The following is a 26,998-nucleotide window of genomic DNA, read 5'->3' on the forward strand; positions in this document are numbered from 1 at the left end:
GGCTCGCAACGCGGGGGTCCAATTAACATATTTTTCACCCCCTTTACCCCGCCACCTTTTCACCCCTCCCCCCGGGGGGGGCCCCGCCACCCCGCCGTCCCGCCCCACCCCTCTCCTCTTCACGCATCCGAACAAGGAGTACGCATCACCATGGCCCGTTTCGACGTCAACGCCGCCCGCGCCCAGCGACAGGAGGCCCACGGTCGCAAGTGGTCCTTCGAGCTGGACGGCGAGGCCTACACCCTTCCGACCGAGCTCAGCCGCGCCACCGCCAAGGCGCTGCGCAAGCTCGACGACAACGACGTGGACGGCCTGCTCGCACTCCTGATGGGTGAGGAGCAGTTCTCCCGCTTCGAGCAGCACGACGTCACCATGCAGGACATCGCCGCAATCCTTGAGGCCTACGGCAAGGAGACCGGGCTCGGCCTGGGGGAAGACTGAGCCTCGTCGAGTTCGTCGACGAACACGCCGAGGCCCTTGAGGCGGACTTCATCCGCCATTACGGGGTCGACCTCCTCGACTGGCACCGCGGCGAGCTCTCCAGTCGTCGCCTCCTGGTGCTGATCAAGCACCTGCCGCGGGACAGCGCCGTCCATCGCGACCTGCACGGCGAGGCCGCCGAGTGGTCGGTCACCGACCATCTGCTCGCGGCCACGGTGGACCATCTGGCCATGTCGAACTGGATGTTCGCCTGTGTCAACCAAGGCGAGGACTCCGACCCGCCGGAGGCACCGACGCCCGTTCCCCGTCCGGGCGACTCCGCCGAGGACGAGGACGGAGAGCAGGCGGACCAGGACGGGCAGAGCCCGTCCACCGAGGGCGAGAGCATCTCCCCCCAGGCGCTCGCACGCTTCTTCGGTTGATCCCCGCGGCCCCCGGAGCCCCTTCCCGTCAGGGAGTGGGCTCCGGGGGCGCTTCTTCCCGTGCTCGTTCGGCGGTCATGTCCTTCTCCAGGGCCCTGGCCCGGTCGGACAGCCTCCGCCCCCTGCTCGCGCGCGCGTCCGGGTCGCCCGGGTCGCCGTCGCGGCGGTCGGCGGGCGGTCCGGCCTGGACGGGCACCCCGGCCAGCGGCGGCACGATCGGCCGGCCGCCCTTGCCGCGCACGACCTTCCGCACCGGCTGGACGTTCCGGCGGGCCCGGCTCTCCTGGGCGGTCACGAGGACGTCCGGCTCCGGGTCGGGCTCGGGTTCCTTCTGGTGCTCGGGCTCCGGCTCGGTTCCGGCCTGCTGCCCGGCGTCGGTTCGCCGACCCGGCTCGGCCCGCGGCCCGGTTTCGGCCCGCTGTTCGAACAGCTCGCGTTCCCTGCGCACGCGCTCCTCGGCCTCGACGACGGCCGCGGGCGGTTCGAGGAGCCGGGCGAAGGGCAGCGCGATGACCCGGGCGCCGCCCTCCTGGCCCGCGTCCGTACGGCGCTGGGGGCGGCGGATTCCACGCGCGTCACCCTGACCCTGGGCGTAGGCGTCGGCCACGCGCTTCTCGTACTCCCTGCGGATGCGCGGGAGTTCGTCCGACACGGCCTCGGCCCAGCCGGCGGTGAACGCGGCGGTCTCGCGGCGGTCGACCTCGGCCCTGGGGATCACGACGAGTTCGTCCGGGGCGTACCCGGAGACGTGGACGAGCTCCGAGAGATAAGCGAAGAGGTGGGGCAGATCGGGGTGGGCCGCGAGCCAGTCGACGACCCGCTCCCGGCGGCCAGCGCCCGGCTCCGTATCCATGCGTCAGTACTGCCTTCCAGCCCCCTGGGGTCCCCGCGCGCCCCTCGCGCCCCTCGCCCCCCTAGGTGGTCCGGTCCGGGGAGCGCATCCTCCAGGTTACCCGGTCGAACTCATGACCGTTTCAGCCGCCAACACGTTCGGAAAACGCGCAAGAAGACACATCGTCAGGCGTTTCCCGCTCGACAAACATCGAACAGATGCTCCACACTCTGTTCGCACAACAGTTCGAACACGTGGTGCCCCCGCCCCTCACTCCGCGGCGCCGCCACACACGCACGGGCAAGCAACCGGAAGGCAGGCGTCCATGACCCAGCAGGCCGAGGCATCGCAACCGCAGATCCCTCTCCAGGACCGCCTCCGCCAGCTCCTCGACGGACCCGTCGCCCTCGACAAGAGAGCGTTGCTCGGCACGCTGTACGCCGAGGTCTCCCGCTGCGAGACCCTCGCGTACGCCGCCGGCTGGAACGACGCCCTCGCGACGACGCGCCGCGCCCCCCGACTGGACCAGGACGCCTAGCGCCCCGGCTGCCCCCGCACGAACGAGCCCTTGCCGCCACCGGCAGGGGCTTTTCGGCGCTTGGCCCCCACGGGCCGGAAGCGGAGCAACCCATGGCAGAAACAATCCCGGAGCTCTCCAAAGAGATCACAGAGTTCAAGAACTCCCTGCTCAAGAAGACCGAAGAACTCAAGTACCAGGCCCCCAACCCGAACAAGGAGGAGGCCGAGAAGAAACCCTTCGTCGAGACGACGGCGAAGGAGGTGGGCTCCGAGCTCAAGCGGCACCTCATCAACGACAACCCGATGATCACCACGGAGAACTTCATCCGGAGCTTCTTCGCCGAGGCCCTCAAGCAGATCAAGGACATCCACACCGAGGCCACCAAGAACCCGTGGACCGAGTTCCTGGAGGCCACGCCCCTCGGCGCCTTCGCCCCCGCGCTCGAGAAGTGGTTCGAGAGCAAGGAGGACGGTCAGGTCAAGTGGTGGCAGTGGCTGCTCGCGGCCATCGTGGGCGGCGTCCTGCTCGTGCTGCTCCCCGCCATCAAGGGCTTGGCCGTCAACGTCTCGCGAAACATACAGACCCGCAATCGAGCCGGAAACGCTCAGATACCACGCGATGAGCGACCTATCTGGAGCAGGAACGCCGACGGCGGTTGGAGCAGGCAGCAGCGCGGCCAGGTCGAGGCACGTGAGAGGCGGCAGTGGGAAGGCACCGGCGGCATCGCCGACATCCCCGCGGGCGCCAACTTCGACGCCCTGCGCGGACAGCTCACCAGCCTGAACCCCGAACTGCAGAAGTTCAACAGCCACGCGCCGGACTTCAAGCGCAACCTGCGCGGCATGCCGAGCCTGACCAAGGCGACGAAGATCGCCGATGCGGTCAAGAAGCTCGGCGAGGCCGTCGATACGACGCAGACGCCGCTCGTCGCCAAGGCCCTGGGCAAGATCAACGAAGGGGTGACCTACTCCGACCCCAAGAAGACCACGGCGTTCGCCAAGGCCATCGGCAAGCTCAAGCTCGCCATGAACAACTTCGACCCGACCCAGGTCCCCACGGCCGCGGCCCTGGGCCCCGCCGCCCAGAAGGCGGGGGAACTCGCCCAGCACACCACGACCCTGACAAGGCACATGCGCGGGTTCGCGGACGCGGTCCGTGAGCTCAACTCCCAGATGAACCCCGCCTGATCCGACTCACCCCGAAAGGAGGTAACCCATGTCTCTCGTAAGAAACCTCAAGAACGCGTCCACCGCCCTCGGCAACCTCAAGACCCAGGCGTCCGGTGCCGGCACCTCGGTCAAGAAGGTCGGCGACGCCGGCAAGGCGGCGAACGGCCAGCTCAAGAACCTCAAGACCGCCGCCCAGGGCTCCGGCACCCAGCTCAAGAACCTGAAGACGGCCTCGGAGCAGGCCGAGCGGGCGATGAAGAAGGCCGGCGACACCGCTCAGTCGGCCGGCGGCAAGCTCGGCAAGTACGAGTCCGGCGCCGGCAAGGCCTCAAAGGGCCAGGACAAGCTCAACAAGTCCATGAAGGGCAACTTCCTGGTCCGGCTGCTCGAACTCTTCATGCCGCTGATCGAGACGATCGTCGAGATGGCGATGCGCTCGAAGACGATGCAGACGGTCATGAAGAAGGCGTTCAGCGCCATCAAGACCGTGATCAGCTCGGTCATGAAGGCCATCGGGCCGATCATGAAGCAGGCCGGCGCCCTGATCAAGACGGTCTGGAACGGCATCAAGAAGGCGATCTCCACCGTCGTGAAGGCCGTCGCCACGGTCATCAAGACGTACGTGAAGATCTGGAAGACGGTCATCACCACGGTGATGAACGCGATCAAGAGCGTCATCAGCGCCGTCTGGAACGGCATCAAGGCCGTCATCACCCCGGTGGTGAACTGGATCAAGTCCGCGATCCCGCAGGCCTTCAGCGCGGTCAAGGACAAGATGTCGTCCATCTGGAACGGCCTCAAGGACATCGCGTCCCGGGCGTTCGACGGCATCAAAAGCGGTGTGAAGGGCCCGATCAACGCGGTCATCGGCCTCATCAACTCGATGATCGGCAGCCTCAACCGCGTCAAGGTCAGCGTCCCCGGCTGGGTCCCGGTCGTCGGCGGCAAGACCTTCGGCGTCAATCTGCCGACCATCCCGATGCTCGCCACCGGTGGTGTCGTCATGCCCCGCCACGGCGGTGTCCCGGCGATCCTCGCCGAGGCCGGCGAAGCCGAGGCCGTCCTGCCGCTGTCCAAGCTGGACCGGCTGCTCGCCCTCACGGCCCGCCGGGCCCGCGCGGGCCAGGTCGGCCCCCAGGGCGGCGCGGCAGGGCCCGGCCTGCACATCGAGCACTACCACGCGGCCCGGAACAGTGACCCGCACTCCACCGCCGACGCGCTCATGTACCTCGTGAAGGCGCGAGGAGCACGCGCATGAGTGCCGCGCTCGTCGCCATGCCCCGGTTCCAGGTGGCCATCGCGCCGATGAACACCCTGCGGCAGGGGCTCGGCGGAGCGAGCGGCGCGCTGAAGAACCTGCGGCAGGACGTCCAGCGGGCGGCGAGCGGCATCGGCGCCCTCGCCGCCACGGCCAAGGGCTCCGGCACCTCCCTCCGCACCCTCGGCTCGAACGCCTCCGGCGCCGCCACCGCCGTCACCAAGATCAAGCAGTCCACCGCACCGCCCAGGGTCAAGCGGATCGGCGCCGCCGCCGGCAAGGCCCGCATCGCCGCCGGGAAGATCGGCTCCGGCGCCGGGATGATCCTCGGCATCCTGCTGCCGCTGCTGCCCATCACGGACGTCATCTCCGGCCTGATGGACACCTTCGGCGTCGTGATGACCATCGCCTCGATCGCCATGACAGGCGTCAACGTCGCCATGCGGGCCAACCCGCTCGGCTTCCTCGTCGGCCTGATCGTGCCCATCGCCGCGTACCTGATCGAACTGGCCGTCAACTCCGAGACCGGTCAGCGGATCATCAAGCAGGTGCTCCAGCAGGCGCTGAAGGGCTTCCAGGCGGTCTGGAAGTTCATCCAGCCGTTCATGAAGGGCCTCGGCGAGGCCGTGGGCACGTACGTCAAGGCGTACCTGACCGTCTTCAAGACCGGGCTCAAGATCGTCGGATCGGTGATCGGCGGGATCTCGAAGATCGGTTCCGCCGTGTCCTCGGCGTCGAACGCGCTGCGCGGCATCGCGTCCCGGACCATCGGCGGCATCAAGACCGCCGTCAAGCCGGTCTCCGACTGGATCACCGACAAGATCCCCGGCTTCTTCCGGACCGCGAAGGACGCCGTGAGCAACGCCCTGCGGGGCATCGGCGACCTGGTCAAGGGCGCGCTGAGCGCGGTCATCGGTGTCGTGAAGGGACCGATCAACGGTCTGATCGCCTTCGTCAACTGGATCATCGACGGGCTCAACAAGCTCAGCTTCGAAATCCCGTTCACCGGCAAGAAGTTCGGCGTCGAACTCGACAAGCTCCCGATGCTCGCCGAGGGCGGCATCGTCTCCCCCGGAAGCGCGGACGACTACCGCATCGACTCGCTCTCCCAGCTGGAGAACCGTCGTGTCCCGGCGCTCACCGAGCCGGCTCCCCGGCCGCACTACGTCCGGGACTTCCACGAGGAGCCCGGCGCGAGCCCCCGGTCGACCGCCGAGGACCTGCTGTTCCTCGCCACCGCCGCTCGCTGAACGCCCGCGCTCGACCCGCGCGCGTCCGCCCACCGCTGACCCCATCCCAAGTGAGGTGACGGCCCCATGGCCGAGACCACGACCCCGTACGCCGGAAACCCCTACATCGCCGACCTCGCGCCCGGCTCGCTGATCACCCAGGACGGGCAGATGCAGTGGGCCGGGCTCCTGATCGGTCCCGGCACTCCCTTCGCCGTCGACAAGTCCGGCCTGACCGGCTGGGAGGACCTGCCCGAGTACGACTCCTCCGACGCCGACCGGCCGACCTCGCACGGCGCCTGGCCGGGTGCCCGGTTCGCCAAGCCGCGCAAGGTCGGCGGCACGATCGTGCTGATGCCGGAGTTCAGCGGCACGGCCAGCGCCGTCCGCGCGCTGCGGCAGGCGTTCGCCCTGCTCGACGAGGAGCGCTGGCTCACCGTCCGGCTGCACGGCGAACTGCTCGCCGTACGCGCCCGGATCGCCCAGCGCGTGGTCCCCGCCGACCAGGGCTTCGCCACCCAGGGCAGCTCCCGCATGTCCGTGCAGTGGCTGGCCACCGACCCCCGCCGGTACGGCGTCGTCGAGCAGAACGTCTCGACCACTCCCCCGCAGCCGGAGTCGGGCCTCACCTGGCCGCTGACCTGGCCGCTCGGCTGGGGCACCGCGACGAGCACCGGTGACGTCGTCATCGACAACACCGGTTCGGCCCCCTGCCACCCGGTGATCGTCTTCCGCGGCCCGTGCTCCATGCCGGCCGTCACCGAACGCATCACGCGGCGCCGCCTGCGGTACGCGATCGACCTGGCCGACGGCGACGAGCTCACCGTCGACACCCGCGCGGGCACGGTCATGCTCAACAACTCGGCCTCCCGCCTGCACACCGCGATGGCCGACTCCACCCCGGAGGAGCTGTTCGTCCTGGAGCCCGGCCGGACCGACCTGTCCTTCCGGCCCGAGGAGGGCACCGCCGCCTCCCTGATGACGGTGCGCTGGCGCAGCGCCGAATGGTGACCGCCCCGCGGTGACCGTCCCCCGGGGCCGGCGGAGAGCACGCCACGGCGTGGTCGCCGCCGGCCCCTGGCCGTTCCTCCACCCCGACCGACCCGACCCCTTCCGGAGAGGTGACCCCATGACCGTACGCGCCGCTTGGCTCCAGTCCACCGGCCAGACCCGCGAGGAAACCCGTCTGACCCTCGCCGCCCTGCTCACCCCCAGCGGCCAGAGCCCCGAGGAGACCCCGCTGCGCTCGCGGTCGGGCATCGTGCCCGGCGGCTTCGTGCTGACCGGCAGCACCCCGATGCAGTGCACCATCGGCACCGGTCGCGCGATCCTCCAGGGCAAGGACACCGCCCAGGGCTCCTACCTCGTCGCCGTCACCGCCCCGGAGAGCTTCACCCTCGGGGACGGCGACGCGCAGTACGACCGGATCGACCTGATCGAACTGGCCGTCGTGGACGGCTCCTACGACCAGGGCGCCACCACCGAGGCCGTGGTGCGGCTGGTCAAGGGCACCCCCGCGGCCAACCCCGTCGCCCCGGCGAGCGGCGCCGGCAGCACCCTCCCGCTCTACACGATCCGGGTCCCGAAGAGCACCTCGGCCGGCACCGGCGGCGTGAACTGGACCACCGCGGTCACCACCCAGCACTGGGCGGTCGTCGCGCTCGGCGGGATCATGCCCACCAGCGGCTTCAAGGGCGCGTACACCGGCCAGTACCGGGACACCGCCGGGCTGCTCCAGCGCTGGGACGGCGTCACCTCGACCTGGGTCTCGTACCCCAAGGCGATCGGCGGCATCGCGCCGCACGGCACGGTGACGACCGGTTCGTACGCCGGCCAGTTCCGGGACAACGCCGGAGTGCTCCAGCGCTGGGACGGCACCGCCTGGCAGTACGCCGAGGGCAAGGCGACGATCCTGTTCAGCGCCTCGCAGACGTCCTACCAGTCCATCCCCTTCGCCGTGTGGACCCCGGTCACCCTCCAGACCGTCGACATCGACGACTTCAACGGCTGGAACGGGACCGACACCTTCACCGTGCCCCGCACCGGCTGGTGGCGCGTCTCCGGCCACACCGCCTGGAGCAGCGACTCCTTCGAGGGCATGCGCGGCACCCGGGTCGTCGTCGGCGGTGTCGGCGTGCCCCGGATGACCTGGCTCACGCCCGCGGGCGGCGGCCCCGTCGTCGTCGGCGGCCAGGGCCTCATCAAGCTCACCGCCGGCAGCACGGTCCAGCTCTCCGCGTACCAGACGGTCCCGACCCCGGTGCGCACCCTCGGCGGCGGCGGCTACTCCTGCAACCTCTCGGCCGAGTGGATCAGGTCCTGATCCCAGCGGATCGACTCCCGATCCCGTCCCTCCCCCGCCTCGATTCCTCGAACGGAGAAACCCCATGAACCTGCGCAGCAGCTGGGTCGCCGAGACCGGCCAGACCCGCGAGGACACCCGTCTCACCCAGGTCGGTGTCACCACGATGCAGAACCCCGTCCAGGTCCGCTCCGGCGTCCTGCCCGGCTCCTACGACGGCGCCTTCCGGCTGGCCGGCTTCTGGACCTTCGGCGCCGGCGCCATGACGGCCACGGTCTCCGAAGGCCGCGCCGTCATCCAGGGCGACATCACGCAGGGCGCCTACCCGGTGACGCTGCCGGTCGCCACGGCCGTCACCTTCACGCCGGGCAACGCCCAGTACAGCCGCATCGACGTCATCGTCCTGAAGATCTACGACACCCTCTACGACTCCTCGACGAAGACCGAGGCGAAGCTGGAGGTCATCCAGGGCACCCCGGAACAGACCCCGAAGGTCCCGCTCATCCCGGCCCGCTGCCTGCCGTTGTACGAGGTGACGGTCCCGGCCGGCGCCAGCGCGGGCAACGGCGGCATCCCGTGGAACACCGCGCTCAAGGACCTGCGCAGCACGGTCGTCTCGCTCGGCGGCATCCTCCCGGCCGAGGGGGCGACCGGCCCCGGCACCTACCCGGGCCAGTACCAGGACGCGGCCAACTCGCTCCAGCGCTGGGACGGCGGCAAGTGGGTCCCGTACCCGGCGGCGCTCGGCGGCATCATCCCGAACACCGCCTCCGCCACGCCGGCGAGCTACACCGGCCAGTACCGCGACACGGCGAGCGGCCAGCTCCAGCGCTGGAACGGTTCGGCGTGGATCCCGGCCGTGGCGGTCGGTGCCTTCGTCGACAACGGCGACTACGGCGACACCACCTCGATCACGTACACCTCGACGCTCGCGGGCCGCTCCACGAACCCGCTCACGGTCAGCTTCGTCGCCCCGCCGTCGCGATCCGTCGCCGTCAGCTTCGGCGCCAAGATGAAGTCGTCGAGCAACGACCACTACGCGTACATGGCGCTCAAGCTCACCCAGGGCGCGACGGTCGTCAACGACCTGGAGGACGACTACGCGGTGATCGGCGCCAGCGCGAACATGATCTCGCTGGCCAACACCCGCCGTTACTCCAACCTGACCGCGGGTCAGACGTACACGCTCACCGCCTTCTTCCGGGTCATCACCAACACCCTCACCCTCAAGGCCGGCTTCGACAACACGTTCATCAAGGTCGACCCGCTGCCGTAGTCCCGGACCCACCCACCCGACAGGAGAACACCATGGCACTGCGCAGCGGCTGGCTCCCGCCGACCGGCCAGACCCGTGTCACCACCCGCCTCACCGCCCACGGCGCCACCACCCCGGTCAACCCGCTCGCCTCGCGCTCCGGCATCCTGCCCGGCACGATCGACGGCAAGTTCCGGGTCGGCGGCCTCTGGATGAGCACCAGCGGCCCGATGACGGCGACCGTGTACGCGGGCCGGGCCGTCATCCAGGGCCCGAGCAACCAGGGGGCGTACCCCGTCACCCTCGACGCGGACACCGTCCTCACCTTCGGCGACGGCGACCCGCTCAACCCGCGCATCGACCTCGTCGTCCTGCGCGTGTACGACGACGAGTTCGACAGCCTCACCCGCAACGAGGCCGTCCTGGAGATCGTCAAGGGCCAGCCGAAGGCGCAGCCGGACGCCCCGGCCGCGCCCCCGCTGTCCCTCCCGCTCTTCTCCGTCAAGGTGAAGGCCGGGGCGTCGGCCGGCACCGGCGGCATCGACTGGGCGGGCGGCGCCTCGACCGACCTGCGCACCACCCTGGTCGGCGTGGGCGGCATCCTGCCCGTCTACAACAACGCCGGTGTCCCCGGCTCCTACCCGGGCCAGTACCAGGACAACGACAACGCCCACTTCCTCCAGCGCTGGGACGGCCTGGGCTGGGTCGCGTACCCGAAGGAGATCGGCGGTGTCGCCCCCAGCGGCACGGTCTCGGCCGGCACGTACGCGGGCCAGTTCCGCGACAACTACGGCGTCCTCCAGCGCTGGAGCGGCACGGCCTGGGTGAACTACCAGCCGCCGGTGGAGGTGGAGACCACCACGAGCGCCACGACCGCACTGACCGGCTGGACGGTCGTGGCCTTCTCCGCCCGCCGCACCCGGGGCCTCGCGACCGTCCTGATCACCGTCACCCGCAACGGCGCCACCATCAACGCCGACAGCGCCGGCAACATCACCGACGAGCCGTTGTGCACCCTGCCCAGCGGATGGCGCCCGGCCATGGACTACGAGGCCTCCGCCTGCGACGGCTTCGGCAACGGCGGTGCCTACGTCTCGACCAGCGGTCAGGTCAATCTGCGCACCTGGTCGTCCAACGGCGCCCTCGTCGCCGGCCGGAACGTGCGCATCTCCGCGACCTACGTCCTGTAAGGGGGCTGTCCCATGGCAATCGACACGCCCTACCGGGCCATCTTCTGCGACCTCTGGACCGACACGACCCTCGACATCCTGCCGTTGAAGGACGTGTCGTTCGAGGACTACATCGGCCGCGCCGGTTCCCTGTCCGGCACCGTCCCCATCCCCGACCGCACCATCGCCGAGCGGGCCCACCGCATCAAGCCCGGCCGCACCACCGTCTACCTGGAGCGCGGCGGCGACCTGTGGTGGGGCGGCATCATCTGGACCACCAACCTGCAGTCCAGTGGCCGGGGCGTGCTGACCCTGGGAATCCAGGCCTCCACCTTCGACTCGTACGCGGCCCGCCGCCGCATCCGTACGAACGACTTCGAGTCCGTCTACAGCCAGCCGACCGATCAGTTCACCATCGCCCGCGGCCTCTGGGGCAGCCTCTCGGCCGGCCTGGGCACCAGCAAGATCGACATCGGTGACCCGGAGGAGCTGTCCGGCATCCTGCGGACCGGCTCCTGGCGGTACGGCGACGAGACCGGCTACCAGGAAGCCCTCGACCAGCTCGGCGCCCAGGGCCTGGAGTACCAGATCCAGGTCTACCGCAACCCGGATGACGGCACCCGGGTCCGCCGGCTCAAGCTCGGCGCGCCCATCCGCACCGGCGCCACCGACGTGCTCTTCGACCGGCCCGGCACGATCCTGTCGTACTCCATCCCGGACGACGCCACCCGCGGCGGCACCCACGCCCTGGCCCGCGGCGCCTCGACCAACGGCAACGCGGGCACCGAGTCCCGGCCGACACTGTCCGACATCAAGGTGCCCTTGACGCCGCTGCCGGACGTGTGGCCCCAGATCGACCTGTCCTCGGACCACAACGAGATCAGCGACAAGGCCACGCTGAACGCGCTCGCCCAGACCGAGGTCGACACTCCGTGGGGCTCCGTGCAGATCCCCGAGATCAGCGTCCGGCTCGACGGGATCGTCCCGCCGACGCTCCTCGGGCGCACCGCCCGCATCCGTATCACCGACGAATGGCACCCGACGGGCCTCGACGCCCGTTTCCGCATCGTCGGAGTCAAGGTCCGGCCGGCCGAGCGAGGCCGTCCCGACACCGCCGACCTCGCACTCCTGGAGCGCTGATGGCCCTGCTGCCCGAGAACATCATCGACCGCCTGGTCCAGATGGAGCGCCGGATCCAGGTGCTGTCCACCGCGGTCAACACCCGCCCTCCGCTCAACGAGATCCGGCCCGTCCCGCCTCAGCCGCCGGCCCAGGCCGCGCCCCTCACCAAGCCGATCCTGCGGGTCTTCGACGGCTACAACCACGAGATCTTCGCGGACGACATCACCACCGGCGGCCTCGCCAGGCCGTGGCTCCAGCTGATGCCGCCGGTGGACCACGTGAACGTGGCGAAGTGGCCGTCCACCACGAACACGGCGGCCTTCACCCCCATCGCCCAGTCCTTCAACCCGGTCTGGCAGCCCAAGATGCGGCTGGCGATGGTGACGAAGGCGTCCAGCGGCGCGACCGGCCAGGTGAAGGTCATGGTCGACGGCCAGCAGTTCGGCCCGACCGTGAACGCCGGACAGTCGTTCGACTACACCGGTCTCCTCCCGGTCGACCTGCCGAACAAGTTCGGCAAGGTCATGACCGTCGAGATCCACGCCCAGGTCACCAGCGCCTCCGGCACGGTGTACGCCCAGCCCGTCTGCATGTACGGCACCCAGACCTGACCTTCCGCCCACCCCCGCCGACCAGGCCGACAAGGCCGTCGAGGAGCACACCATGAACATCGACCCCACCCTGCCCTGGGGCGTGGCCATCGACTACGCCGGCCGCGCCACCATCACCGAGCAAGGGCACACCATCACCATCCGCGTCTTCGACAACGGGCTCGGCTACACCCTGGAGCGCGACCCGTTCACCGGCGAGTACCCGTCGGTGAACATCACCGCGGAGTTCGCCAAGCCGGGCACGGGTGACGCCGCCCTGCGCGGCTACGGCGTGGCCACCGTCCATGCCAAGGACGGCGTCCCCGCCGTGCCCGACCCGACCGCCGTCCAGCGGGCCGTCGCCGCCGCGCTCGCCGACTTCGAGACCCGCCGCGCGAACTACGCCGCCCTCTGCGCAGCCTGGGACCCGGCCGCGCAGCAGCCGGTCCCGGAGCCCGAGCCGCTCCCGTAACCCCCTGCCCCACCCGCACGCCCGCCGCAGCGCGGGCTTTTTTCATGCCTGGAGGACACCAGATGGCCACTCCCCTGTCCGCGGACCGGTTCCTCGCCGCACTCCGCGCCGAAGGCGTCAACGTCGTCGAGCACCCCGGCTGGCGCACCCACAACCGCAACCAGGCGGGAGCCTGGGGCCCGGTCACCGGCGTGATGATCCACCACACCGTCTCCAGCGGCACCGCCTCCTCCGTCGAGCTCTGCTACAACGGCTACGACGGCCTGCCGGGCCCGCTCTGCCACGGTGTGATCGCCAAGGACGGCTCCGTCCATCTCGTCGCCTCCGGCCGTGCCAACCACGCCGGCGGCGGCGACCCGTCGGTCCTCCGGGCCGTCGTCACCGAGGCGTACGGCGATCGCCCGCCCGTCCCGCGCGAGCACCAGGGCAGCTCCAACGCCGTCGACGGCAACGCCCGCTTCTACGGCTTCGAGTGCATCAACCTCGGCAACGGCTCCGACCCCTGGCCGGCCGCCCAGCTCGACGCCATCGAGCGGGTCTCCGCCGCCCTCTGCCGGGCCCACGAGTGGGGCGCCAAGTCCGTCATCGGCCACCTGGAGTGGTCCGACTGGAAGAGCGACCCCAAGGGCTTCGGGATGCCGACGATGCGCGACCGGGTCCAGGCCCGGCTCGGCAAGGCACCCGTCAAGAACGCCCCCGCCGCCGGCAAGCCGGCCGCCCCCCGCCTCCAGCCGTTCCCGGGCTCCTCGTTCTTCCGCAAGGAGACGAGCTCCCCGATCATCACGGCCATGGGCCGCCGCCTCGTCGCCGAGGGCTGCTCCGCGTACACCGTCGGCCCCAGCCCCCGCTGGGGCGAGGCCGACCGGCTCAGCTACGCGAAGTGGCAGCACAAGCTCGGCTTCCGCGGCTCCGACGCGGACGGCGTCCCCGGCGCCGCGTCCTGGAACGCCCTCAAGGTCCCCTTCACGAAGTAACCCCCCACCAAGGAGCACACCGATGTCCGATGCCGCCAAGCGCACGGCCCGCACCGTCCTCCAGTCCGCCGTCGGCATCGCCGTCGTCCTGCCCGCGATCGTCGACGCCTCCGGCATCCCCGCGACCCTCCCCTGGGTCGCGGGGGCGCTGGCCGTCGCCGGCGGGCTGGCCCGGGTGATGGCCCTCGACCTGGTGCAGAACCTGCTGCCTTCCTGGCTGCGCAGCACCCCGGGCGGTGCCGATGACCGAGTCTGACCCGAACGACCCCGTCGCCGTCGCCCTCGAACTGGAACGGCTCCGGGGCACGCTGGAGGCCGGTTTCGCCCGCGTCGACGGCTCGCTCGCGCTGCTCGTCCAGCGCAGCGACCAGACCGACAAGCAGCTCGCCGACCACGAGGCCCGCCTCGACTCCCTGGAACGCGCCCGCTGGCCGGTGGCCAGCATCGCCGCGCTGACGGCGAGCGCGGGCGTCCTCCTGGCGGTCTGGGAACTGGCCGCGCGCTGATCCCCCTCTCCGGAGGAACGCCGAAGGGCGGCCACCCCACACGGGGTGACCGCCCTTCGGTTTCGCACTGCTTACTGGTTGTACGGACCGTAGTCGTAGTCCTCCAGCGGAACGGCCTGGCCGGAGCCCGAGCCGAACGGCGAGTAGTCGATGTCGTCGTAGCCGACGGCCGAGTACATCGCGGCCTTGGCCTCCTCGGTCGGCTCGACCCGGATGTTGCGGTAGCGGGACAGACCCGTACCGGCCGGGATGAGCTTACCGATGATGACGTTCTCCTTGAGGCCGATGAGGCTGTCGGACTTGGCGTTGATCGCCGCATCCGTCAGGACTCGGGTCGTCTCCTGGAAGGACGCCGCCGACAGCCACGACTCGGTGGCGAGCGAGGCCTTGGTGATACCCATCAGCTGCGGACGGCCGGAGGCGGGGTGACCGCCCTCGGTGACCACACGACGGTTCTCGGTCTCGAACTTCGACCGCTCGACCAGCTCGCCCGGCAGGAGCTCCGCGTCGCCGGACTCGATGATCGTCACGCGGCGCAGCATCTGCCGGATGATGATCTCGATGTGCTTGTCGTGGATCGACACGCCCTGCGAGTTGTAGACCTTCTGGACTTCGCCGACCAGGTGGACCTGGACCGCGCGCTGACCGAGGATCCGGAGCACGTCGTGCGGGTTGGTGGCACCCACGGTGAGCTTCTGGCCCACCTCGACGTGGTCGCCCTCGCCCACGAGCAGACGGGCACGCTTCGAGATCGGGAACGCCGTCTCGTCGGTGCCGTCGTCCGGGGTGACGACGATCTTCTTGGTCTTCTCGGTCTCCTCGATGCGGACGCGACCGGCCGCCTCGGAGATCGGGGCGACACCCTTGGGCTGACGCGCCTCGAAGAGCTCGACGACACGCGGCAGACCCTGGGTGATGTCGTCACCGGCCACACCACCGGTGTGGAAGGTACGCATCGTCAGCTGGGTACCGGGCTCACCGATGGACTGGGCGGCGATGATGCCGACCGCCTCACCGATGTCGACCAGCTTGCCGGTGGCGAGCGAACGGCCGTAGCAGAACGCACAGGTACCGACGGCGGACTCACAGGTCAGGACCGAGCGGGTCTTGACCTCCTCGACGCCCGCGTTGACCAGGGCGTCGATGAGCACGTCACCCAGGTCGACGTTGGCCGGCGCGATGACCTTGCCGTCGACGACGACGTCCTCGGCGAGCATCCGCGCGTACACGGAGGTCTCGACGTCGTCCGTCTTGCGCAGGACACCCGCCTCGTCCTTCGCCGCGATCCGCAGCTTCAGACCGCGCTCGGTGCCGCAGTCCTCCTCGCGGATGATGACGTCCTGCGAGACGTCCACCAGACGACGGGTCAGGTAACCCGAGTCGGCGGTACGCAGGGCGGTGTCGGCGAGACCCTTACGGGCACCGTGCGTGGAGATGAAGTACTCGAGGACGGTGAGGCCCTCGCGGAACGACGCCTTGATGGGACGCGGGATCGTCTCGTTCTTGGCGTTGGACACCAGACCACGCATACCGGCGATCTGACGCATCTGCATCATGTTTCCTCGGGCACCCGAGTCAACCATCATGAAGATGGGGTTCGTCCGCGGGAAGTTCGCGTTCATCGCCTCGGCAACCTCGTTGGTCGCCTTGGTCCAGATCGCGATGAGCTCCTGCGTGCGCTCTTCCTTGGTGATCAGACCGCGCTCGTACTGCTTCTGGACCTTCTCGTCCTGCGCCTCGTAGCCCTTGACGATCTCCTTCTTCGCCTCGGGAACGACGACGTCGGAGATGGCCACGGTGACGCCGGAGCGGGTCGCCCAGTAGAAGCCGGCCGCCTTCAGGTTGTCGAGCGTCGCCGCCACGATGACCTTGGGGTAGCGCTCGGCGAGGTCGTTGACGATCTCGGAGAGCTGCTTCTTGCCGACGGAGTAGTCGACGAACGGGTAGTCCTCGGGCAGCAGCTCGTTGAAGAGCGCGCGGCCCAGGGTCGTCCGCAGACGGAACGAGTCACCCTGCTGCCACTCCGGCTCGCCCTCCTCGGCGACCGGGGGAACCCAGCCACGGGGAGCGACGGTGCCGACGGGGAAGCGGATCTCGATCTCCGACTGGAGCGCGAGCTCGCCGGCGTCGAACGCCATGATCGCCTCGGCCGTGGAGCCGAACGCGCGGCCCTCGCCCTTGGTGTCACGGAGCTCACCGTCGGTGGTCAGGAAGAACAGACCGAGGACCATGTCCTGGGTCGGCATCGTGACCGGACGGCCGTCGGCGGGCTTCAGGATGTTGTTCGAGGACAGCATCAGGATGCGGGCCTCGGCCTGCGCCTCCGCGGAGAGCGGCAGGTGCACGGCCATCTGGTCACCGTCGAAGTCCGCGTTGAACGCGGTGCAGACGAGCGGGTGGATCTGGATGGCCTTGCCCTCGACCAGCTGGGGCTCGAAGGCCTGGATGCCGAGGCGGTGCAGCGTGGGCGCACGGTTCAGCAGAACCGGGTGCTCGGCGATGACCTCTTCGAGGACGTCGTACACGACCGTGCGGCCGCGCTCGACCATCCGCTTGGCGCTCTTGATGTTCTGCGCGTGGTTCAGGTCGACCAGGCGCTTCATCACGAACGGCTTGAAGAGCTCCAGCGCCATGGCCTTCGGCAGACCGCACTGGTGCAGCTTCAGCTGCGGACCGACGACGATGACGGAACGCGCGGAGTAGTCCACACGCTTGCCGAGCAGGTTCTGACGGAAACGACCCTGCTTGCCCTTCAGCATGTCGCTGAGGGACTTCAGCGGACGGTTGCCGGGGCCCGTGACCGGGCGACCGCGACGGCCGTTGTCGAAGAGGGCGTCGACCGCCTCCTGGAGCATCCGCTTCTCGTTGTTCACGATGATCTCGGGGGCACCGAGGTCGAGCAGACGCTTCAGACGGTTGTTGCGGTTGATCACGCGGCGGTACAGGTCGTTCAGGTCGGAGGTCGCGAAGCGGCCACCGTCCAGCTGCACCATCGGACGCAGGTCCGGCGGGATGACCGGCACGCAGTCGAGAACCATGCCCTTGGGGCTGTTCGCGGTCTGCAGGAACGCGGAGACGACCTTGAGGCGCTTGAGCGCACGGGTCTTCTTCTGGCCCTTGCCGGTACGGATGATCTCGCGGAGGCGCTCGGCCTCCTCCTCCAGGTCGAAGGACTCCAGGCGCTTCTGCAGCGCCGCGGCACCCATCGAACCGTCGAAGTACGTGCCGAAGCGGTCACGCAGCTCGCGGTAGAGGAGCTCGTCGCCCTCCAGGTCCTGGACCTTGAGGTTCTTGAAGCGGGACCAGACCTCGTCCAGACGGTCGATCTCGCGCTGCGCGCGGTCGCGCAGCTGCTTCATCTCGCGCTCGGCACCCTCGCGCACCTTGCGGCGCACGTCGGCCTTGGCGCCCTCGGCCTCGAGCTCGCCGAGGTCGTTCTCGAGCTTCTTGGCGCGGGCCTCCAGGTCGGAGTCGCGACGGTTCTCGATCTGCTGGCGCTCGACGGAGACGTGCGCCTCCAGCGAGGGCAGGTCACGCGTACGGCGCTCGTCGTCGACGTACGTGATCATGTACGCCGCGAAGTAGATGACCTTCTCGAGGTCCTTCGGGGCGAGGTCGAGCAGGTAGCCAAGGCGCGACGGAACGCCCTTGAAGTACCAGATGTGGGTGACGGGGGCGGCCAGCTCGATGTGGCCCATCCGCTCACGGCGCACCTTGGCGCGGGTGACCTCGACGCCACACCGCTCACAGATGATGCCCTTGAAGCGGACGCGCTTGTACTTGCCGCAGTAGCACTCCCAGTCCCGGGTCGGACCGAAGATCTTCTCGCAGAAGAGTCCGTCCTTCTCGGGCTTGAGCGTGCGGTAGTTGATGGTCTCCGGCTTCTTGACCTCGCCGTGGCTCCACTGACGGATGTCGTCAGCGGTGGCCAGACCGATCCGGAGCTCGTCGAAGAAGTTGACGTCGAGCACTATGCGTCAATCCCTCTCAGGGTTGTAAGGCTGTGGGGTCTGATACGGGGGTCCTGGGGCCGGCCGGGGACTCGGTGTGTCACCGAGTCCCCGGGCCGGACTCCCGTCAGACCTCTTCGACGCTGCTCGGCTCGCGCCGGGACAGGTCGATGCCGAGCTCCTCCGCTGCGCGGAAGACGTCCTCGTCGGTGTCGCGCATCTCGATGGACATGCCGTCCGAGGACAGCACCTCCACGTTGAGGCACAGGGACTGCATCTCCTTGATGAGCACCTTGAAGGACTCGGGGATGCCGGGCTCAGGGATGTTCTCGCCCTTGACGATGGCCTCGTAGACCTTCACGCGGCCGGTCACGTCGTCGGACTTGATCGTCAGCAGCTCCTGGAGGGCGTACGCGGCGCCGTATGCCTCCAGCGCCCACACCTCCATCTCACCGAAGCGCTGGCCACCGAACTGGGCCTTACCACCCAGCGGCTGCTGGGTGATCATCGAGTACGGGCCGGTCGAACGCGCGTGCAGCTTGTCGTCGACCAGGTGGTGCAGCTTGAGGATGTACATGTACCCGACGGAGATCGGGTCCGGGAACGGCTCGCCGGAGCGGCCGTCGAACAGCCTCGCCTTGCCGGTCGGGAGCACCATGCGCTCGCCGTCGCGGTTCGGGATGGTGTGCTGGAGCAGACCCGCGAGCTCGTCCTCACGCGCACCGTCGAAGACCGGGGTCGCGACGTTGGTGCCGGGGGCGACCTGGTCGGCGCCGATCGCCTGGAGGCGCTGCGCCCACTCGTCCGCGAGACCGGAGACGTCCCAGCCGCGGCTGGCGAGCCAGCCGAGGTGGATCTCCAGGACCTGTCCCGGGTTCATTCGGGACGGGACACCCAGCGGGTTGAGGATGATGTCGACCGGGGTGCCGTCCTCGAGGAACGGCATGTCCTCGATCGGGAGGATCTTCGAGATGACGCCCTTGTTGCCGTGACGACCGGCGAGCTTGTCACCGTCGGTGATCTTGCGCTTCTGGGCGACGTAGACGCGGACCAGCTGGTTCACGCCCGGGGGAAGCTCGTCGCCCTCCTCGCGGTCGAAGACGCGCACGCCGATGATCTTGCCGATCTCGCCGTGGGGCACCTTCAGCGAGGTGTCGCGGACCTCGCGCGCCTTCTCACCGAAGATCGCGCGGAGCAGGCGCTCCTCCGGGGTCAGCTCGGTCTCGCCCTTGGGCGTGACCTTGCCGACCAGGATGTCGCCGGCGACGACCTCGGCACCGATGCGGATGATGCCGCGCTCGTCGAGGTCCGCGAGGACCTCCTCGGAGACGTTCGGGATGTCCCGGGTGATCTCCTCCGGGCCGAGCTTGGTGTCACGGGCGTCGACCTCGTGCTCCTCGATGTGGATCGAGGAGAGGACGTCGTCCTGCACGAGGCGCTGCGACAGGATGATCGCGTCCTCGTAGTTGTGGCCCTCCCACGGCATGAACGCCACGAGCAGGTTCTTGCCGAGCGCCATCTCGCCGTCTTCGGTGGCGGGACCGTCGGCGAGGACCTGGCCCTCGATGACGCGGTCGCCCTCGTCCACGACGACCTTCTGGTTCACAGAGGTGCCCTGGTTGGAGCGGGAGAACTTGTGCAGGCGGTACGTGATGTACGTGCCGTCGTCGTTGGCGACGGTGACGTAGTCCGCGGAGAGCTCCTGGACGACACCGTCCTTCTCGGCCTTGAGCACGTCGCCGGCGTCGGTGGCGCAGCGGTACTCCATGCCGGTGCCGACGAGCGGGGCCTCCGACTTAATCAGCGGGACGGCCTGACGCATCATGTTCGCGCCCATGAGGGCACGGTTGGCGTCGTCGTGCTCGAGGAACGGGATCATGGCGGTCGCGACCGACACCATCTGGCGCGGCGAGACGTCCATGTAGTCCACGTCCGACGGCTCGACGTAGTCGACCTCGCCGCCACGCTTACGCACCAGGACACGGGGCTCGGTGAACTGCAGGTCGTCGTTGAGCGCGGCGTTGGCCTGCGCGATGACGAAGCGGTCCTCCTCGTCGGCGGTGACGTAGTCGACCTCGTCGGTGACCTGGCCGTCGACGACCTTGCGGTACGGCGTCTCGATGAAGCCGAACGCGTTGACGCGGCCGTACGAGGCGAGCGAACCGATCAGACCGATGTTCGGGCCTTCGGGGGTCTCGATCGGGCACATGCGTCCGTAGTGGGACGGGTGCACGTCTCGGACCTCGAAGCCGGCCCGCTCACGGGACAGACCACCGGGACCCAGCGCCGAGAGACGACGCTTGTGCGTCAGACCCGACAGCGGGTTGTTCTGGTCCATGAACTGCGACAGCTGGCTGGTGCCGAAGAACTCCTTGATGGAGGCGACGACCGGCCGGATGTTGATCAGGGTCTGCGGCGTGATCGCCTCGACGTCCTGGGTGGTCATCCGCTCGCGGACGACGCGCTCCATACGAGCCAGACCCGTGCGGACCTGGTTCTGGATGAGCTCGCCGACGTTGCGCAGACGACGGTTGCCGAAGTGGTCGATGTCGTCGGTCTCGACGACGATCTCGTTGCCGTTCTCGCCGATCGTCTCGGTCTCGCCCGCGTGGAGCTTGACCAGGTACTTGATCGTGGCGATGACGTCGTCGGTGGTGAGCACGCCGGCGTCCAGCGGCTCGTCGGCGCCGAGCTTCTTGTTCACCTTGTAGCGGCCGACCTTCGCGAGGTCGTAGCGCTTCGGGTTGAAGTAGAGGTTCTCGAGCAGCGTCTGAGCGGCCTCACGGGTCGGCGGCTCGCCCGGACGCAGCTTGCGGTAGATGTCGAGCAGCGCGTCGTCCTGGCCCTGGGTGTGGTCCTTCTCCAGGGTGGCGCGCATGGACTCGTACTCGCCGAACTCCTGCAGGATCTGCTCGGTGGTCCAGCCGAGAGCCTTCAGCAGCACGGTGACGGACTGCTTGCGCTTGCGGTCGATGCGGACACCGACCAGGTCGCGCTTGTCGATCTCCATCTCCAGCCAGGCACCCCGGGACGGGATGATCTTGGCGGAGAAGATGTCCTTGTCGGACGTCTTGTCGATCGAGGAGTCGAAGTAGACGCCCGGCGAGCGGACGAGCTGCGACACGACGACACGCTCGGTGCCGTTGATGACGAAGGTGCCCTTGTTGGTCATGAGCGGGAAGTCGCCCATGAAGACCGTCTGGGACTTGATCTCGCCGGTCTCGTTGTTCGTGAACTCGGCGGTGACGAAGAGCGGGGCGCCGTACGTGAAGTCACGGTCCTTGCACTCGTCGATCGAGTTCTTCGGCGGCTCGAAGCGGTGGTCGCGGAAGGTCAGCGACATCGACCCGGAGAAGTCCTCGATCGGGGAGATCTCCTCGAAGATCTCCTCCAGACCGGACTTCCTGGGGACGTCCTGTCCCGACTCAAGGGCAGCCTCGACGCGAGCCTTCCAGGCGGCATTGCCGAGCAGCCAGTCAAAGCTCTCGGTCTGCAGCGCGAGGAGGTTCGGAACCTCGAGGGGCTCCTTGATCTTTGCAAAGGAGATGCGCAGCGGGGCGGTGCTTGCGCCGTTGTTCGTATTGGTCGAGGCGTTGCGCGAGGCGGCCAAGAGGGGGTCCTTCCGAGGGCTCGGACTCACTACGCGCGTACCGGTCCCCAGCAGCGCTTCGCGTCGGACATTTCCTGAAATGGCTAAAAGGCCAGGTCAGACGGGGTCTGTCGACGAAGCGGATGCGAAGGTATGCCCCTGGTGACGGGCAGGAGGCAGCTAACAGGCAGCGCAAAGGGTCAGTGTAGCCACTTGGCTCACTGATGTCCAGGGCGAGTTCTTCGCGACCCTCGTTGCTCTCAACTCCGCGCTACTCGCGCCGTGCGGCGCACCTCGATACTGCCCGTTCAGTCGTCGATCCATGCCTCGGAATCGGATCGTTGTGACGACGCGTCCTGAGAATTGCGCGCTGCGTGCGGTTCGTCAAGGCCCCCCGGTGTGCGGGGCGCACGGCGAAGATCACCATACTCCGCTTCCGGCGGCCCTCAAGGACCCCGCCACGCCCTTCCCGGGGAACGCCGAAAGGCGACCACCCACAAGGGTGATCGCCTTTGGCTGCTCCCGCGTTACACGGGAGCAGGAGTCAGCTTCAGCGACTCGAAACGGTCTTACTTGACCGTGACGGAGGCGCCGGCGGCCTTGAGGGACTCGGCAGCCTTCTCGGCGGCCTCCTTCGCGACCTTCTCGAGGACCGGCTTCGGGGTGCCGTCGACGAGGTCCTTGGCCTCCTTCAGGCCCAGGGAGGTGAGCTCACGCACGACCTTGATGACCTGGATCTTCTTGTCGCCGGCACCCTCGAGGATGACGTCGAACTCGTCCTGCTCCTCGACGGCCTCGGCACCGGCGACCGGGGCACCCGGGCCGGCAACGGCGACGGCCGCGGCGGCGGTGACGTCGAACTTGTCCTCGAACGCCTTAACGAACTCGGAGAGCTCGATGAGGGTCATCTCCTCGAACTGGGCGAGGAGGTCGTCCTGAGAGAGCTTCGCCATGATGGGCGATCCTTCCACTAATTCGGCAGGTGCCGATGTGTCTATAGAGGCGGGCGTAACGGCCCGCTACGACCCGTGCACTAGGCGGCACGGATCAATGCGCGAGCCGAATTACTCGGCACCGCCCTGCTCGGCGAGCTTGACGCGAAGCGCTTCCGCGGTGCGGACGAACTTCGACGGCAGCGCCTGGAAGAGCGAGGCAGCCTGAGACTGCTTGCCCTTGAACGCGCCGGCCAGCTTGCTGAGCAGAACCTCGCGGGACTCGAGGTCCGCAAGCTTCTTGATGTCGTCGGCGGAGAGAGCCTTACCGTCAAGGACACCAGCCTTGATGATGAGGTTCGGGTTCTCCTTGGCGAAGTCACGCAGGGCCTTCGCCGACTCCACCGGGTCACCGGTGACGAAGGCGACCGCGGTCGGACCAGCGAAGTGCTCGTCCAGTGCGGTGATCCCGGCCTCGTTGGCCGCAATCTTGGTCAGCGTGTTCTTCACCACGGCGTACTGGGCGTTCTCACCGAGCGAACGACGCAGCGTCTTGAGCTGCGCCACGGTGAGACCCCGGTACTCGGTCAGCACGGCGGCGTTGGAGCTCTGGAACGCGTCCTTGAGCTCGGCCACCGATGCAGCCTTGTTGGGCGTCGGCATAGTGCTTCGGCCTCCTTCCGGGTGATGAGGACCGCTCAGAAGGTGGCTGAACAAAACAAAACGCCCCGGGCGCAGGCGCACGGGGCTTAGCTCGACCGGACCAAGTCCGGGAACCTTCCACAGTCACCTGCGCGGGTCGTCCGTTGTCAGCGGATCCTTCGGCCACCGCACCCGGTAAGGGCACAGCAACGACCAGCGGTCTTTGGCTTCTGTGGAAGCGTACGCGACCGGGGCGCCCGGGGGCAAATCAGGCCTTGCCGAGGCCCTTCAGCATCTCGAAGAGGTCGACGGTGTCCTTGGCCGGCGGGGCCTGGACGGCGATCTCGGTGCCGTAGTCGCTGTAGTCGGCCCGCACGTTCATCGTGCCCTCGGCCATGGTCATGCCGATGTCCATGCGCGCCGGGTAGCCGTCCTCGGTCACCCAGAGCTCGGTGTCGTAGCCCTTGAGGCCCGTCTTCTTCACGTTGGCGATGAGCTGGTCGTGCTCCTCCTTGGACAGGAGCTTCGACGACTCGTTGGCCTTGAGCATCTGCTCGAAGGTGAGCGTGCCCTTGTAGTGCTCGGTCTCCATGCCGTTGATCTTCTCGGCCCCGATGTGCTTCAGGTCCGGGGAGTCGAGGAGCAGGGCGAGCTGCTGGGCCGGGTCCTGGTTCATGTTGTCCAGGCCGCCGCCGGTGAACGGGTTCTGCATCGCCGATTTGCCGGAGGCGTCCGCGGCGGCCTTCATGTCCAGCTTCATCCAGCGCTTGCCGTCCATCTCGGCGGCCTGCTTGGCTCCCATGTCGACGTACATGACCTGGTCGAGCATGATCATGCGCATCTGCTCGGGCGCGTCCGGGTCGCCCGCGGACAGCATGGAGCCCTTCATCGTGATGTCCATCGACGCCGGGGCCCAGCCCTGGATGCCGGTCATCTCGACGGTGCCCGACTCCGCGCCGGCGCCCTTCATGCTCATCGTCATCTTGACCTTGGCGGCCTTGGCGGCCGAGGTCTTGCGGTACGCGGCCTGGATCGCCTTCGTGGCGTCTCCGAGGGTCTGCGTCTGTGCCTCGGGGGCCGCCTGCGTGCCGCCGGCCTTCGTACCGCCGGCCTTCGCGTCGCCGTCCTGACAACCCGCGACGCCCGTCACGACGGCCAGGGCCGTCAGGGCGACGCCCGCGCGCTTCCATGCGGACTTGCTCATGAGTGTTCCCCACCCCTTGATCCACGTCTTTGCGGTTCCTCGAACCGTAACAAAGAGCCGGCCCCCGCCTCTCGTGAGAAAGGCGGGGGCCGGCTGACCACTCAGTGAACCGATGGGGTTCAGACCGCGGCCGGGTCCTCCTCGACGAGGAGGTTGCGGGTGCGGTTGGAGTCCAGCGGGATGCCGGGGCCCATCGTCGTCGTCAGGGTCGCCTTCTTGATGTAGCGGCCCTTGGCGGCGGACGGCTTCAGACGGAGGATCTCCTCCAGAGCCGCGGCGTAGTTCTCCACCAGCTTGGTCTCGTCGAAGGAGACCTTGCCGATGATGAAGTGCAGGTTCGAGTGCTTGTCGACGCGGAACTCGATCTTGCCGCCCTTGATGTCGTTGACAGCCTTCGCGACATCGGGGGTGACGGTGCCGACCTTGGGGTTCGGCATGAGACCACGCGGGCCGAGGACGCGGCCGAGGCGGCCGACCTTGCCCATGAGGTCCGGGGTGGCCACCACGGCGTCGAACTCGTTCAGGCGGTTGCCCTTGGAGATCTCGTCGATGAGCTCGTCGGAGCCGACGATGTCGGCGCCCGCGGCGATCGCGGCCTCGGCACGGTCACCGGTCGCGAAGACCAGGACCCGGGCGGTCTTGCCGGTGCCGTGCGGAAGGTTCACGGTGCCACGGACCATCTGGTCGGCCTTGCGCGGGTCGACACCCAGGCGGAAGGCGACCTCGACGGTGCCGTCGAACTTCGTGGTGGCGGTGTCCTTGGCGAGGCGGACGGCCTCGAGGGGAGCGTAGTTCCGCTCGCGGTCGACCTTGGCGTCCGCGGTGCGGAGAGCCTTGCTGCGCTTCACTGCTTCTCCTGTTGGTTCAGGTATGGAGTCGTGGTGCGGGCCGCGCCGGCCCTACCACTAGAGGTCACGAGGGGGGGTGATCAGCCCTCGACCGTGATGCCCATGGAGCGGGCGGTGCCAGCGATGATCTTGGACGCGGCGTCCAGGTCGTTGGCGTTCAGGTCGGGCAGCTTGACCGTGGCGATCTCGCGGACCTGGGCGGCCGTGAGCTTGGCGACCTTGGTCTTGTGCGGCTCGCCGGAGCCCTTGTCCACACCAGCGGCCTTGAGGATCAGCTTCGCGGCCGGCGGAGTCTTGGTGATGAAGGTGAAGGTGCGGTCCTCGTAGACCGTGATCTCCACCGGCACGACCATGCCACGCTGCGACTCGGTCGCGGCGTTGTAGGCCTTGCAGAACTCCATGATGTTGACGCCGTGCTGACCCAGCGCGGGGCCGACCGGCGGGGCCGGGTTGGCCGCACCAGCGTTGATCTGGAGCTTGATAAGCCCCGTGACCTTCTTCTTCTTGGGAGGCATTGCTCTCTCCGGGTCCTAGTGAGAGTGTTCAGCCCGCCTTCCGGTCATCCGGATGCAGGCATACCGCACAACGATAACGGGTATAGACGTGCGGCCAAAAACCGAGCAGGTCAGAGCGGCTTTGGCAGCCACTCTGACCTGGTCGGAAGACGGTGAGATCAGTTCTTCTGGATCTGGTCGAAGCTCAGCTCGACCGGGGTCTCGCGACCGAAGATCTCGACGAGGCCCTTGACCTTCTTCGAGTCCGGGTTGATCTCGTTGATCGTGGCCTGGAGGGTCGCGAAGGGACCGTCCGTGACCGTGACCGAGTCGCCGACCTCGAAGTCCAGGACCTGGACCTCCAGCTTGCGGGCCGGAGCCGGCTTGCCCTCGGCCTCGGCGGCCTCGCGGGCGGCCTTCTCCTCGGCCTCCGGGGCGAGCATCTTGACGATCTCGTCCAGGGTCAGCGGGTACGGGTCGTAGGCGTTGCCCACGAAGCCGGTGACGCCGGGGGTGTTGCGGACGACGCCCCAGGACTCGTTCGTCAGGTCCATGCGGACGAGGACGTAGCCGGGGAGCTTGTTCTGCTTGACGTTCTTCCGCTCGCCGCCCTTGATCTGGACGATCTCTTCCTCGGGGACCTCGGCCTGGTAGATGAAGTCCTCGACGTTGAGCGAGACGGCACGCTGCTCGAGGTTGGCCTTCACGCGCTTCTCGTAGCCCGCGTAGGTGTGGATGACGTACCACTCGCCGGGAAGGGTGCGCAGCTCCTCGCGGAGCGCGGCGACCGGGTCGACCGGGGCGGCCGGCTCGGCCTCCTCCTCGGTCTCTTCCTCGGCGTCCTCGTCCTCGGCCTCGACGGTGTCGTCCTCGTCGTCGGCGTCGGCGGTCTCGTCGTCCTCGTCGGACTCCGCCTCGTCCTCGTCCTCGGTCTCGAGGGCGAAGTCCTCGGCGGCCTCGTCGGCAGCGTCGTCAGCAGCGTCTGCCTGGTCCTCGTCGGCGGCCTCGACGATGTCCAGCTCGTCCTCGGCGGACTCGGACTCGAAGGCGTCGTTCAGGTTCGCGTCAGACACGGTGG

25 protein-coding genes are annotated in these 26,998 nt (G+C 68.6%); 16 read left to right on the forward strand and 9 right to left on the reverse strand.

Features of this window, described 5'->3' with window-relative positions; genetic code table 11:
• Nucleotides 1-150 precede the first annotated feature (150 nt).
• On the forward strand, nt 151-441 hold the full coding sequence (locus tag ACFCY7_RS17725) for a hypothetical protein (protein WP_376445361.1): 291 nt from the start codon (nt 151-153) through the stop codon (nt 439-441).
• 116 nt (nt 442-557) lie between these two features.
• Complete coding sequence (locus tag ACFCY7_RS17730) at nt 558-863, forward strand: hypothetical protein (RefSeq protein WP_376485920.1); 306 nt, start codon at nt 558-560, stop codon at nt 861-863.
• Between the two features lie 28 nt (nt 864-891).
• On the opposite strand, the gene ACFCY7_RS17735 is transcribed toward ACFCY7_RS17730, so the two are convergent.
• Entirely contained in the window at nt 892-1,716 is an 825-nt protein-coding gene (locus ACFCY7_RS17735; RefSeq protein WP_376485923.1) for a hypothetical protein, read from the reverse strand.
• 304 nt (nt 1,717-2,020) lie between these two features.
• Between ACFCY7_RS17735 and ACFCY7_RS17740 the strand changes: the two genes are divergently transcribed.
• The 14 genes from ACFCY7_RS17740 to ACFCY7_RS17805 all read left to right on the forward strand — a co-directional run bounded on the left by ACFCY7_RS17740 (nt 2,021) and on the right by ACFCY7_RS17805 (nt 14,261).
• Nucleotides 2,021-2,233, forward strand: coding sequence for a hypothetical protein (locus ACFCY7_RS17740; RefSeq protein WP_376485925.1), 213 nt, complete (start codon nt 2,021-2,023; stop codon nt 2,231-2,233).
• 92 nt (nt 2,234-2,325) lie between these two features.
• Entirely contained in the window at nt 2,326-3,402 is a 1,077-nt protein-coding gene (locus ACFCY7_RS17745) for a hypothetical protein (RefSeq protein WP_376485926.1), read from the forward strand.
• A gap of 28 nt (nt 3,403-3,430) precedes the next feature.
• On the forward strand, nt 3,431-4,642 hold the full coding sequence (locus tag ACFCY7_RS17750) for a phage tail protein (protein WP_376485928.1): 1,212 nt from the start codon (nt 3,431-3,433) through the stop codon (nt 4,640-4,642).
• On the forward strand, nt 4,639-5,892 hold the full coding sequence (locus tag ACFCY7_RS17755; protein WP_376485929.1) for a tape-measure protein: 1,254 nt from the start codon (nt 4,639-4,641) through the stop codon (nt 5,890-5,892). The genes ACFCY7_RS17750 and ACFCY7_RS17755 overlap by 4 nt, the downstream gene beginning before the upstream one ends.
• A gap of 66 nt (nt 5,893-5,958) precedes the next feature.
• Nucleotides 5,959-6,882, forward strand: coding sequence for a phage tail protein (locus tag ACFCY7_RS17760; protein WP_376485932.1), 924 nt, complete (start codon nt 5,959-5,961; stop codon nt 6,880-6,882).
• 118 nt (nt 6,883-7,000) lie between these two features.
• Entirely contained in the window at nt 7,001-8,194 is a 1,194-nt protein-coding gene (locus ACFCY7_RS17765) for a hypothetical protein (RefSeq protein ID WP_376485935.1), read from the forward strand.
• 64 nt (nt 8,195-8,258) lie between these two features.
• A complete protein-coding gene (locus ACFCY7_RS17770) occupies nt 8,259-9,449 on the forward strand; it encodes a hypothetical protein (RefSeq protein WP_376485937.1) in 1,191 nt (396 codons plus the stop codon).
• Between the two features lie 32 nt (nt 9,450-9,481).
• Nucleotides 9,482-10,618: a hypothetical protein gene (locus tag ACFCY7_RS17775; protein WP_376485939.1), complete on the forward strand. Its 1,137-nt coding sequence runs from the start codon at nt 9,482-9,484 to the stop codon at nt 10,616-10,618.
• A 12-nt stretch (nt 10,619-10,630) separates the two neighbouring features.
• Nucleotides 10,631-11,737 carry a hypothetical protein gene (locus tag ACFCY7_RS17780; RefSeq protein WP_376485942.1) on the forward strand — a complete coding sequence of 369 codons (1,107 nt, stop codon included), beginning with the start codon at nt 10,631-10,633 and terminating at the stop codon, nt 11,735-11,737.
• Entirely contained in the window at nt 11,737-12,330 is a 594-nt protein-coding gene (locus ACFCY7_RS17785) for a hypothetical protein (RefSeq protein ID WP_376485944.1), read from the forward strand. The genes ACFCY7_RS17780 and ACFCY7_RS17785 overlap by 1 nt, the downstream gene beginning before the upstream one ends.
• Nucleotides 12,331-12,382: 52 nt before the next feature.
• Nucleotides 12,383-12,781: an ATP-binding protein gene (locus ACFCY7_RS17790; protein ID WP_376485946.1), complete on the forward strand. Its 399-nt coding sequence runs from the start codon at nt 12,383-12,385 to the stop codon at nt 12,779-12,781.
• 62 nt (nt 12,782-12,843) lie between these two features.
• A complete protein-coding gene (locus ACFCY7_RS17795) occupies nt 12,844-13,755 on the forward strand; it encodes a peptidoglycan-binding protein (protein WP_376485949.1) in 912 nt (303 codons plus the stop codon).
• 22 nt (nt 13,756-13,777) lie between these two features.
• Entirely contained in the window at nt 13,778-14,011 is a 234-nt protein-coding gene (locus ACFCY7_RS17800; protein WP_017239547.1) for a hypothetical protein, read from the forward strand.
• Nucleotides 13,998-14,261, forward strand: a complete 264-nt coding sequence (locus tag ACFCY7_RS17805; RefSeq protein ID WP_376485950.1) for a hypothetical protein — start codon at nt 13,998-14,000, stop codon at nt 14,259-14,261. Before ACFCY7_RS17800 ends, ACFCY7_RS17805 begins: the two co-directional genes overlap by 14 nt.
• A 71-nt stretch (nt 14,262-14,332) precedes the next feature.
• Here the strand turns inward: ACFCY7_RS17805 and ACFCY7_RS17810 are convergent, their stop codons facing one another.
• The 8 genes from ACFCY7_RS17810 to nusG all read right to left on the reverse strand — a co-directional run bounded on the left by ACFCY7_RS17810 (nt 14,333) and on the right by nusG (nt 26,993).
• Nucleotides 14,333-18,232, reverse strand: a complete 3,900-nt coding sequence (locus tag ACFCY7_RS17810) for a DNA-directed RNA polymerase subunit beta' (protein ID WP_366304543.1) — start codon at nt 18,230-18,232, stop codon at nt 14,333-14,335.
• A gap of 106 nt (nt 18,233-18,338) precedes the next feature.
• Nucleotides 18,339-21,821, reverse strand: a complete 3,483-nt coding sequence (gene rpoB / locus ACFCY7_RS17815) for a DNA-directed RNA polymerase subunit beta (RefSeq protein ID WP_376485953.1) — start codon at nt 21,819-21,821, stop codon at nt 18,339-18,341.
• 548 nt (nt 21,822-22,369) lie between these two features.
• Entirely contained in the window at nt 22,370-22,753 is a 384-nt protein-coding gene (rplL, locus tag ACFCY7_RS17820; protein WP_056552432.1) for a 50S ribosomal protein L7/L12, read from the reverse strand.
• Nucleotides 22,754-22,864: 111 nt separating this feature from the next.
• A complete protein-coding gene (gene rplJ / locus ACFCY7_RS17825) occupies nt 22,865-23,395 on the reverse strand; it encodes a 50S ribosomal protein L10 (protein ID WP_030687887.1) in 531 nt (176 codons plus the stop codon).
• Nucleotides 23,396-23,642: 247 nt separating this feature from the next.
• A complete protein-coding gene (locus ACFCY7_RS17830; protein ID WP_376485955.1) occupies nt 23,643-24,578 on the reverse strand; it encodes a hypothetical protein in 936 nt (311 codons plus the stop codon).
• 119 nt (nt 24,579-24,697) lie between these two features.
• Nucleotides 24,698-25,426, reverse strand: a complete 729-nt coding sequence (gene rplA / locus ACFCY7_RS17835; RefSeq protein ID WP_352017067.1) for a 50S ribosomal protein L1 — start codon at nt 25,424-25,426, stop codon at nt 24,698-24,700.
• Between the two features lie 80 nt (nt 25,427-25,506).
• On the reverse strand, nt 25,507-25,941 hold the full coding sequence (gene rplK / locus ACFCY7_RS17840) for a 50S ribosomal protein L11 (RefSeq protein WP_015035536.1): 435 nt from the start codon (nt 25,939-25,941) through the stop codon (nt 25,507-25,509).
• Between the two features lie 158 nt (nt 25,942-26,099).
• Nucleotides 26,100-26,993 (reverse strand): transcription termination/antitermination protein NusG, encoded by an 894-nt coding sequence (nusG, locus tag ACFCY7_RS17845; RefSeq protein ID WP_376485957.1) that lies wholly within the window; start codon nt 26,991-26,993, stop codon nt 26,100-26,102.
• Between the last annotated feature and the right edge of the window lie 5 nt (nt 26,994-26,998).

It is taken from the genome of Streptomyces sp. NPDC056361 (assembly GCF_042262805.1).
Lineage (GTDB): Bacteria > Actinomycetota > Actinomycetes > Streptomycetales > Streptomycetaceae > Streptomyces.

What these genes read in the sequence shown, in the direction of transcription:
- ACFCY7_RS17745 (WP_376485926.1), top strand. Translation starts at nt 2,326, where the DNA reads ATGGCAGAAACAATCCCGGAGCTCTCCAAAGAGATCACAGAGTTCAAG.
- ACFCY7_RS17735 (WP_376485923.1), bottom strand. Translation starts at nt 1,716, where the DNA reads ATGGATACGGAGCCGGGCGCTGGCCGCCGGGAGCGGGTCGTCGACTGG.
- ACFCY7_RS17740 (WP_376485925.1), top strand. Translation starts at nt 2,021, where the DNA reads ATGACCCAGCAGGCCGAGGCATCGCAACCGCAGATCCCTCTCCAGGAC.
- ACFCY7_RS17775 (WP_376485939.1), top strand. Translation starts at nt 9,482, where the DNA reads ATGGCACTGCGCAGCGGCTGGCTCCCGCCGACCGGCCAGACCCGTGTC.
- ACFCY7_RS17785 (WP_376485944.1), top strand. Translation starts at nt 11,737, where the DNA reads ATGGCCCTGCTGCCCGAGAACATCATCGACCGCCTGGTCCAGATGGAG.
- ACFCY7_RS17755 (WP_376485929.1), top strand. Translation starts at nt 4,639, where the DNA reads ATGAGTGCCGCGCTCGTCGCCATGCCCCGGTTCCAGGTGGCCATCGCG.
- rplK (WP_015035536.1), bottom strand. Translation starts at nt 25,941, where the DNA reads ATGCCTCCCAAGAAGAAGAAGGTCACGGGGCTTATCAAGCTCCAGATC.
- ACFCY7_RS17800 (WP_017239547.1), top strand. Translation starts at nt 13,778, where the DNA reads ATGTCCGATGCCGCCAAGCGCACGGCCCGCACCGTCCTCCAGTCCGCC.
- rplL (WP_056552432.1), bottom strand. Translation starts at nt 22,753, where the DNA reads ATGGCGAAGCTCTCTCAGGACGACCTCCTCGCCCAGTTCGAGGAGATG.
- ACFCY7_RS17750 (WP_376485928.1), top strand. Translation starts at nt 3,431, where the DNA reads ATGTCTCTCGTAAGAAACCTCAAGAACGCGTCCACCGCCCTCGGCAAC.
- ACFCY7_RS17795 (WP_376485949.1), top strand. Translation starts at nt 12,844, where the DNA reads ATGGCCACTCCCCTGTCCGCGGACCGGTTCCTCGCCGCACTCCGCGCC.
- ACFCY7_RS17780 (WP_376485942.1), top strand. Translation starts at nt 10,631, where the DNA reads ATGGCAATCGACACGCCCTACCGGGCCATCTTCTGCGACCTCTGGACC.
- ACFCY7_RS17760 (WP_376485932.1), top strand. Translation starts at nt 5,959, where the DNA reads ATGGCCGAGACCACGACCCCGTACGCCGGAAACCCCTACATCGCCGAC.
- ACFCY7_RS17725 (WP_376445361.1), top strand. Translation starts at nt 151, where the DNA reads ATGGCCCGTTTCGACGTCAACGCCGCCCGCGCCCAGCGACAGGAGGCC.
- ACFCY7_RS17770 (WP_376485937.1), top strand. Translation starts at nt 8,259, where the DNA reads ATGAACCTGCGCAGCAGCTGGGTCGCCGAGACCGGCCAGACCCGCGAG.
- ACFCY7_RS17765 (WP_376485935.1), top strand. Translation starts at nt 7,001, where the DNA reads ATGACCGTACGCGCCGCTTGGCTCCAGTCCACCGGCCAGACCCGCGAG.
- ACFCY7_RS17790 (WP_376485946.1), top strand. Translation starts at nt 12,383, where the DNA reads ATGAACATCGACCCCACCCTGCCCTGGGGCGTGGCCATCGACTACGCC.
- ACFCY7_RS17805 (WP_376485950.1), top strand. Translation starts at nt 13,998, where the DNA reads ATGACCGAGTCTGACCCGAACGACCCCGTCGCCGTCGCCCTCGAACTG.
- rplJ (WP_030687887.1), bottom strand. Translation starts at nt 23,395, where the DNA reads ATGCCGACGCCCAACAAGGCTGCATCGGTGGCCGAGCTCAAGGACGCG.
- ACFCY7_RS17830 (WP_376485955.1), bottom strand. Translation starts at nt 24,578, where the DNA reads ATGAGCAAGTCCGCATGGAAGCGCGCGGGCGTCGCCCTGACGGCCCTG.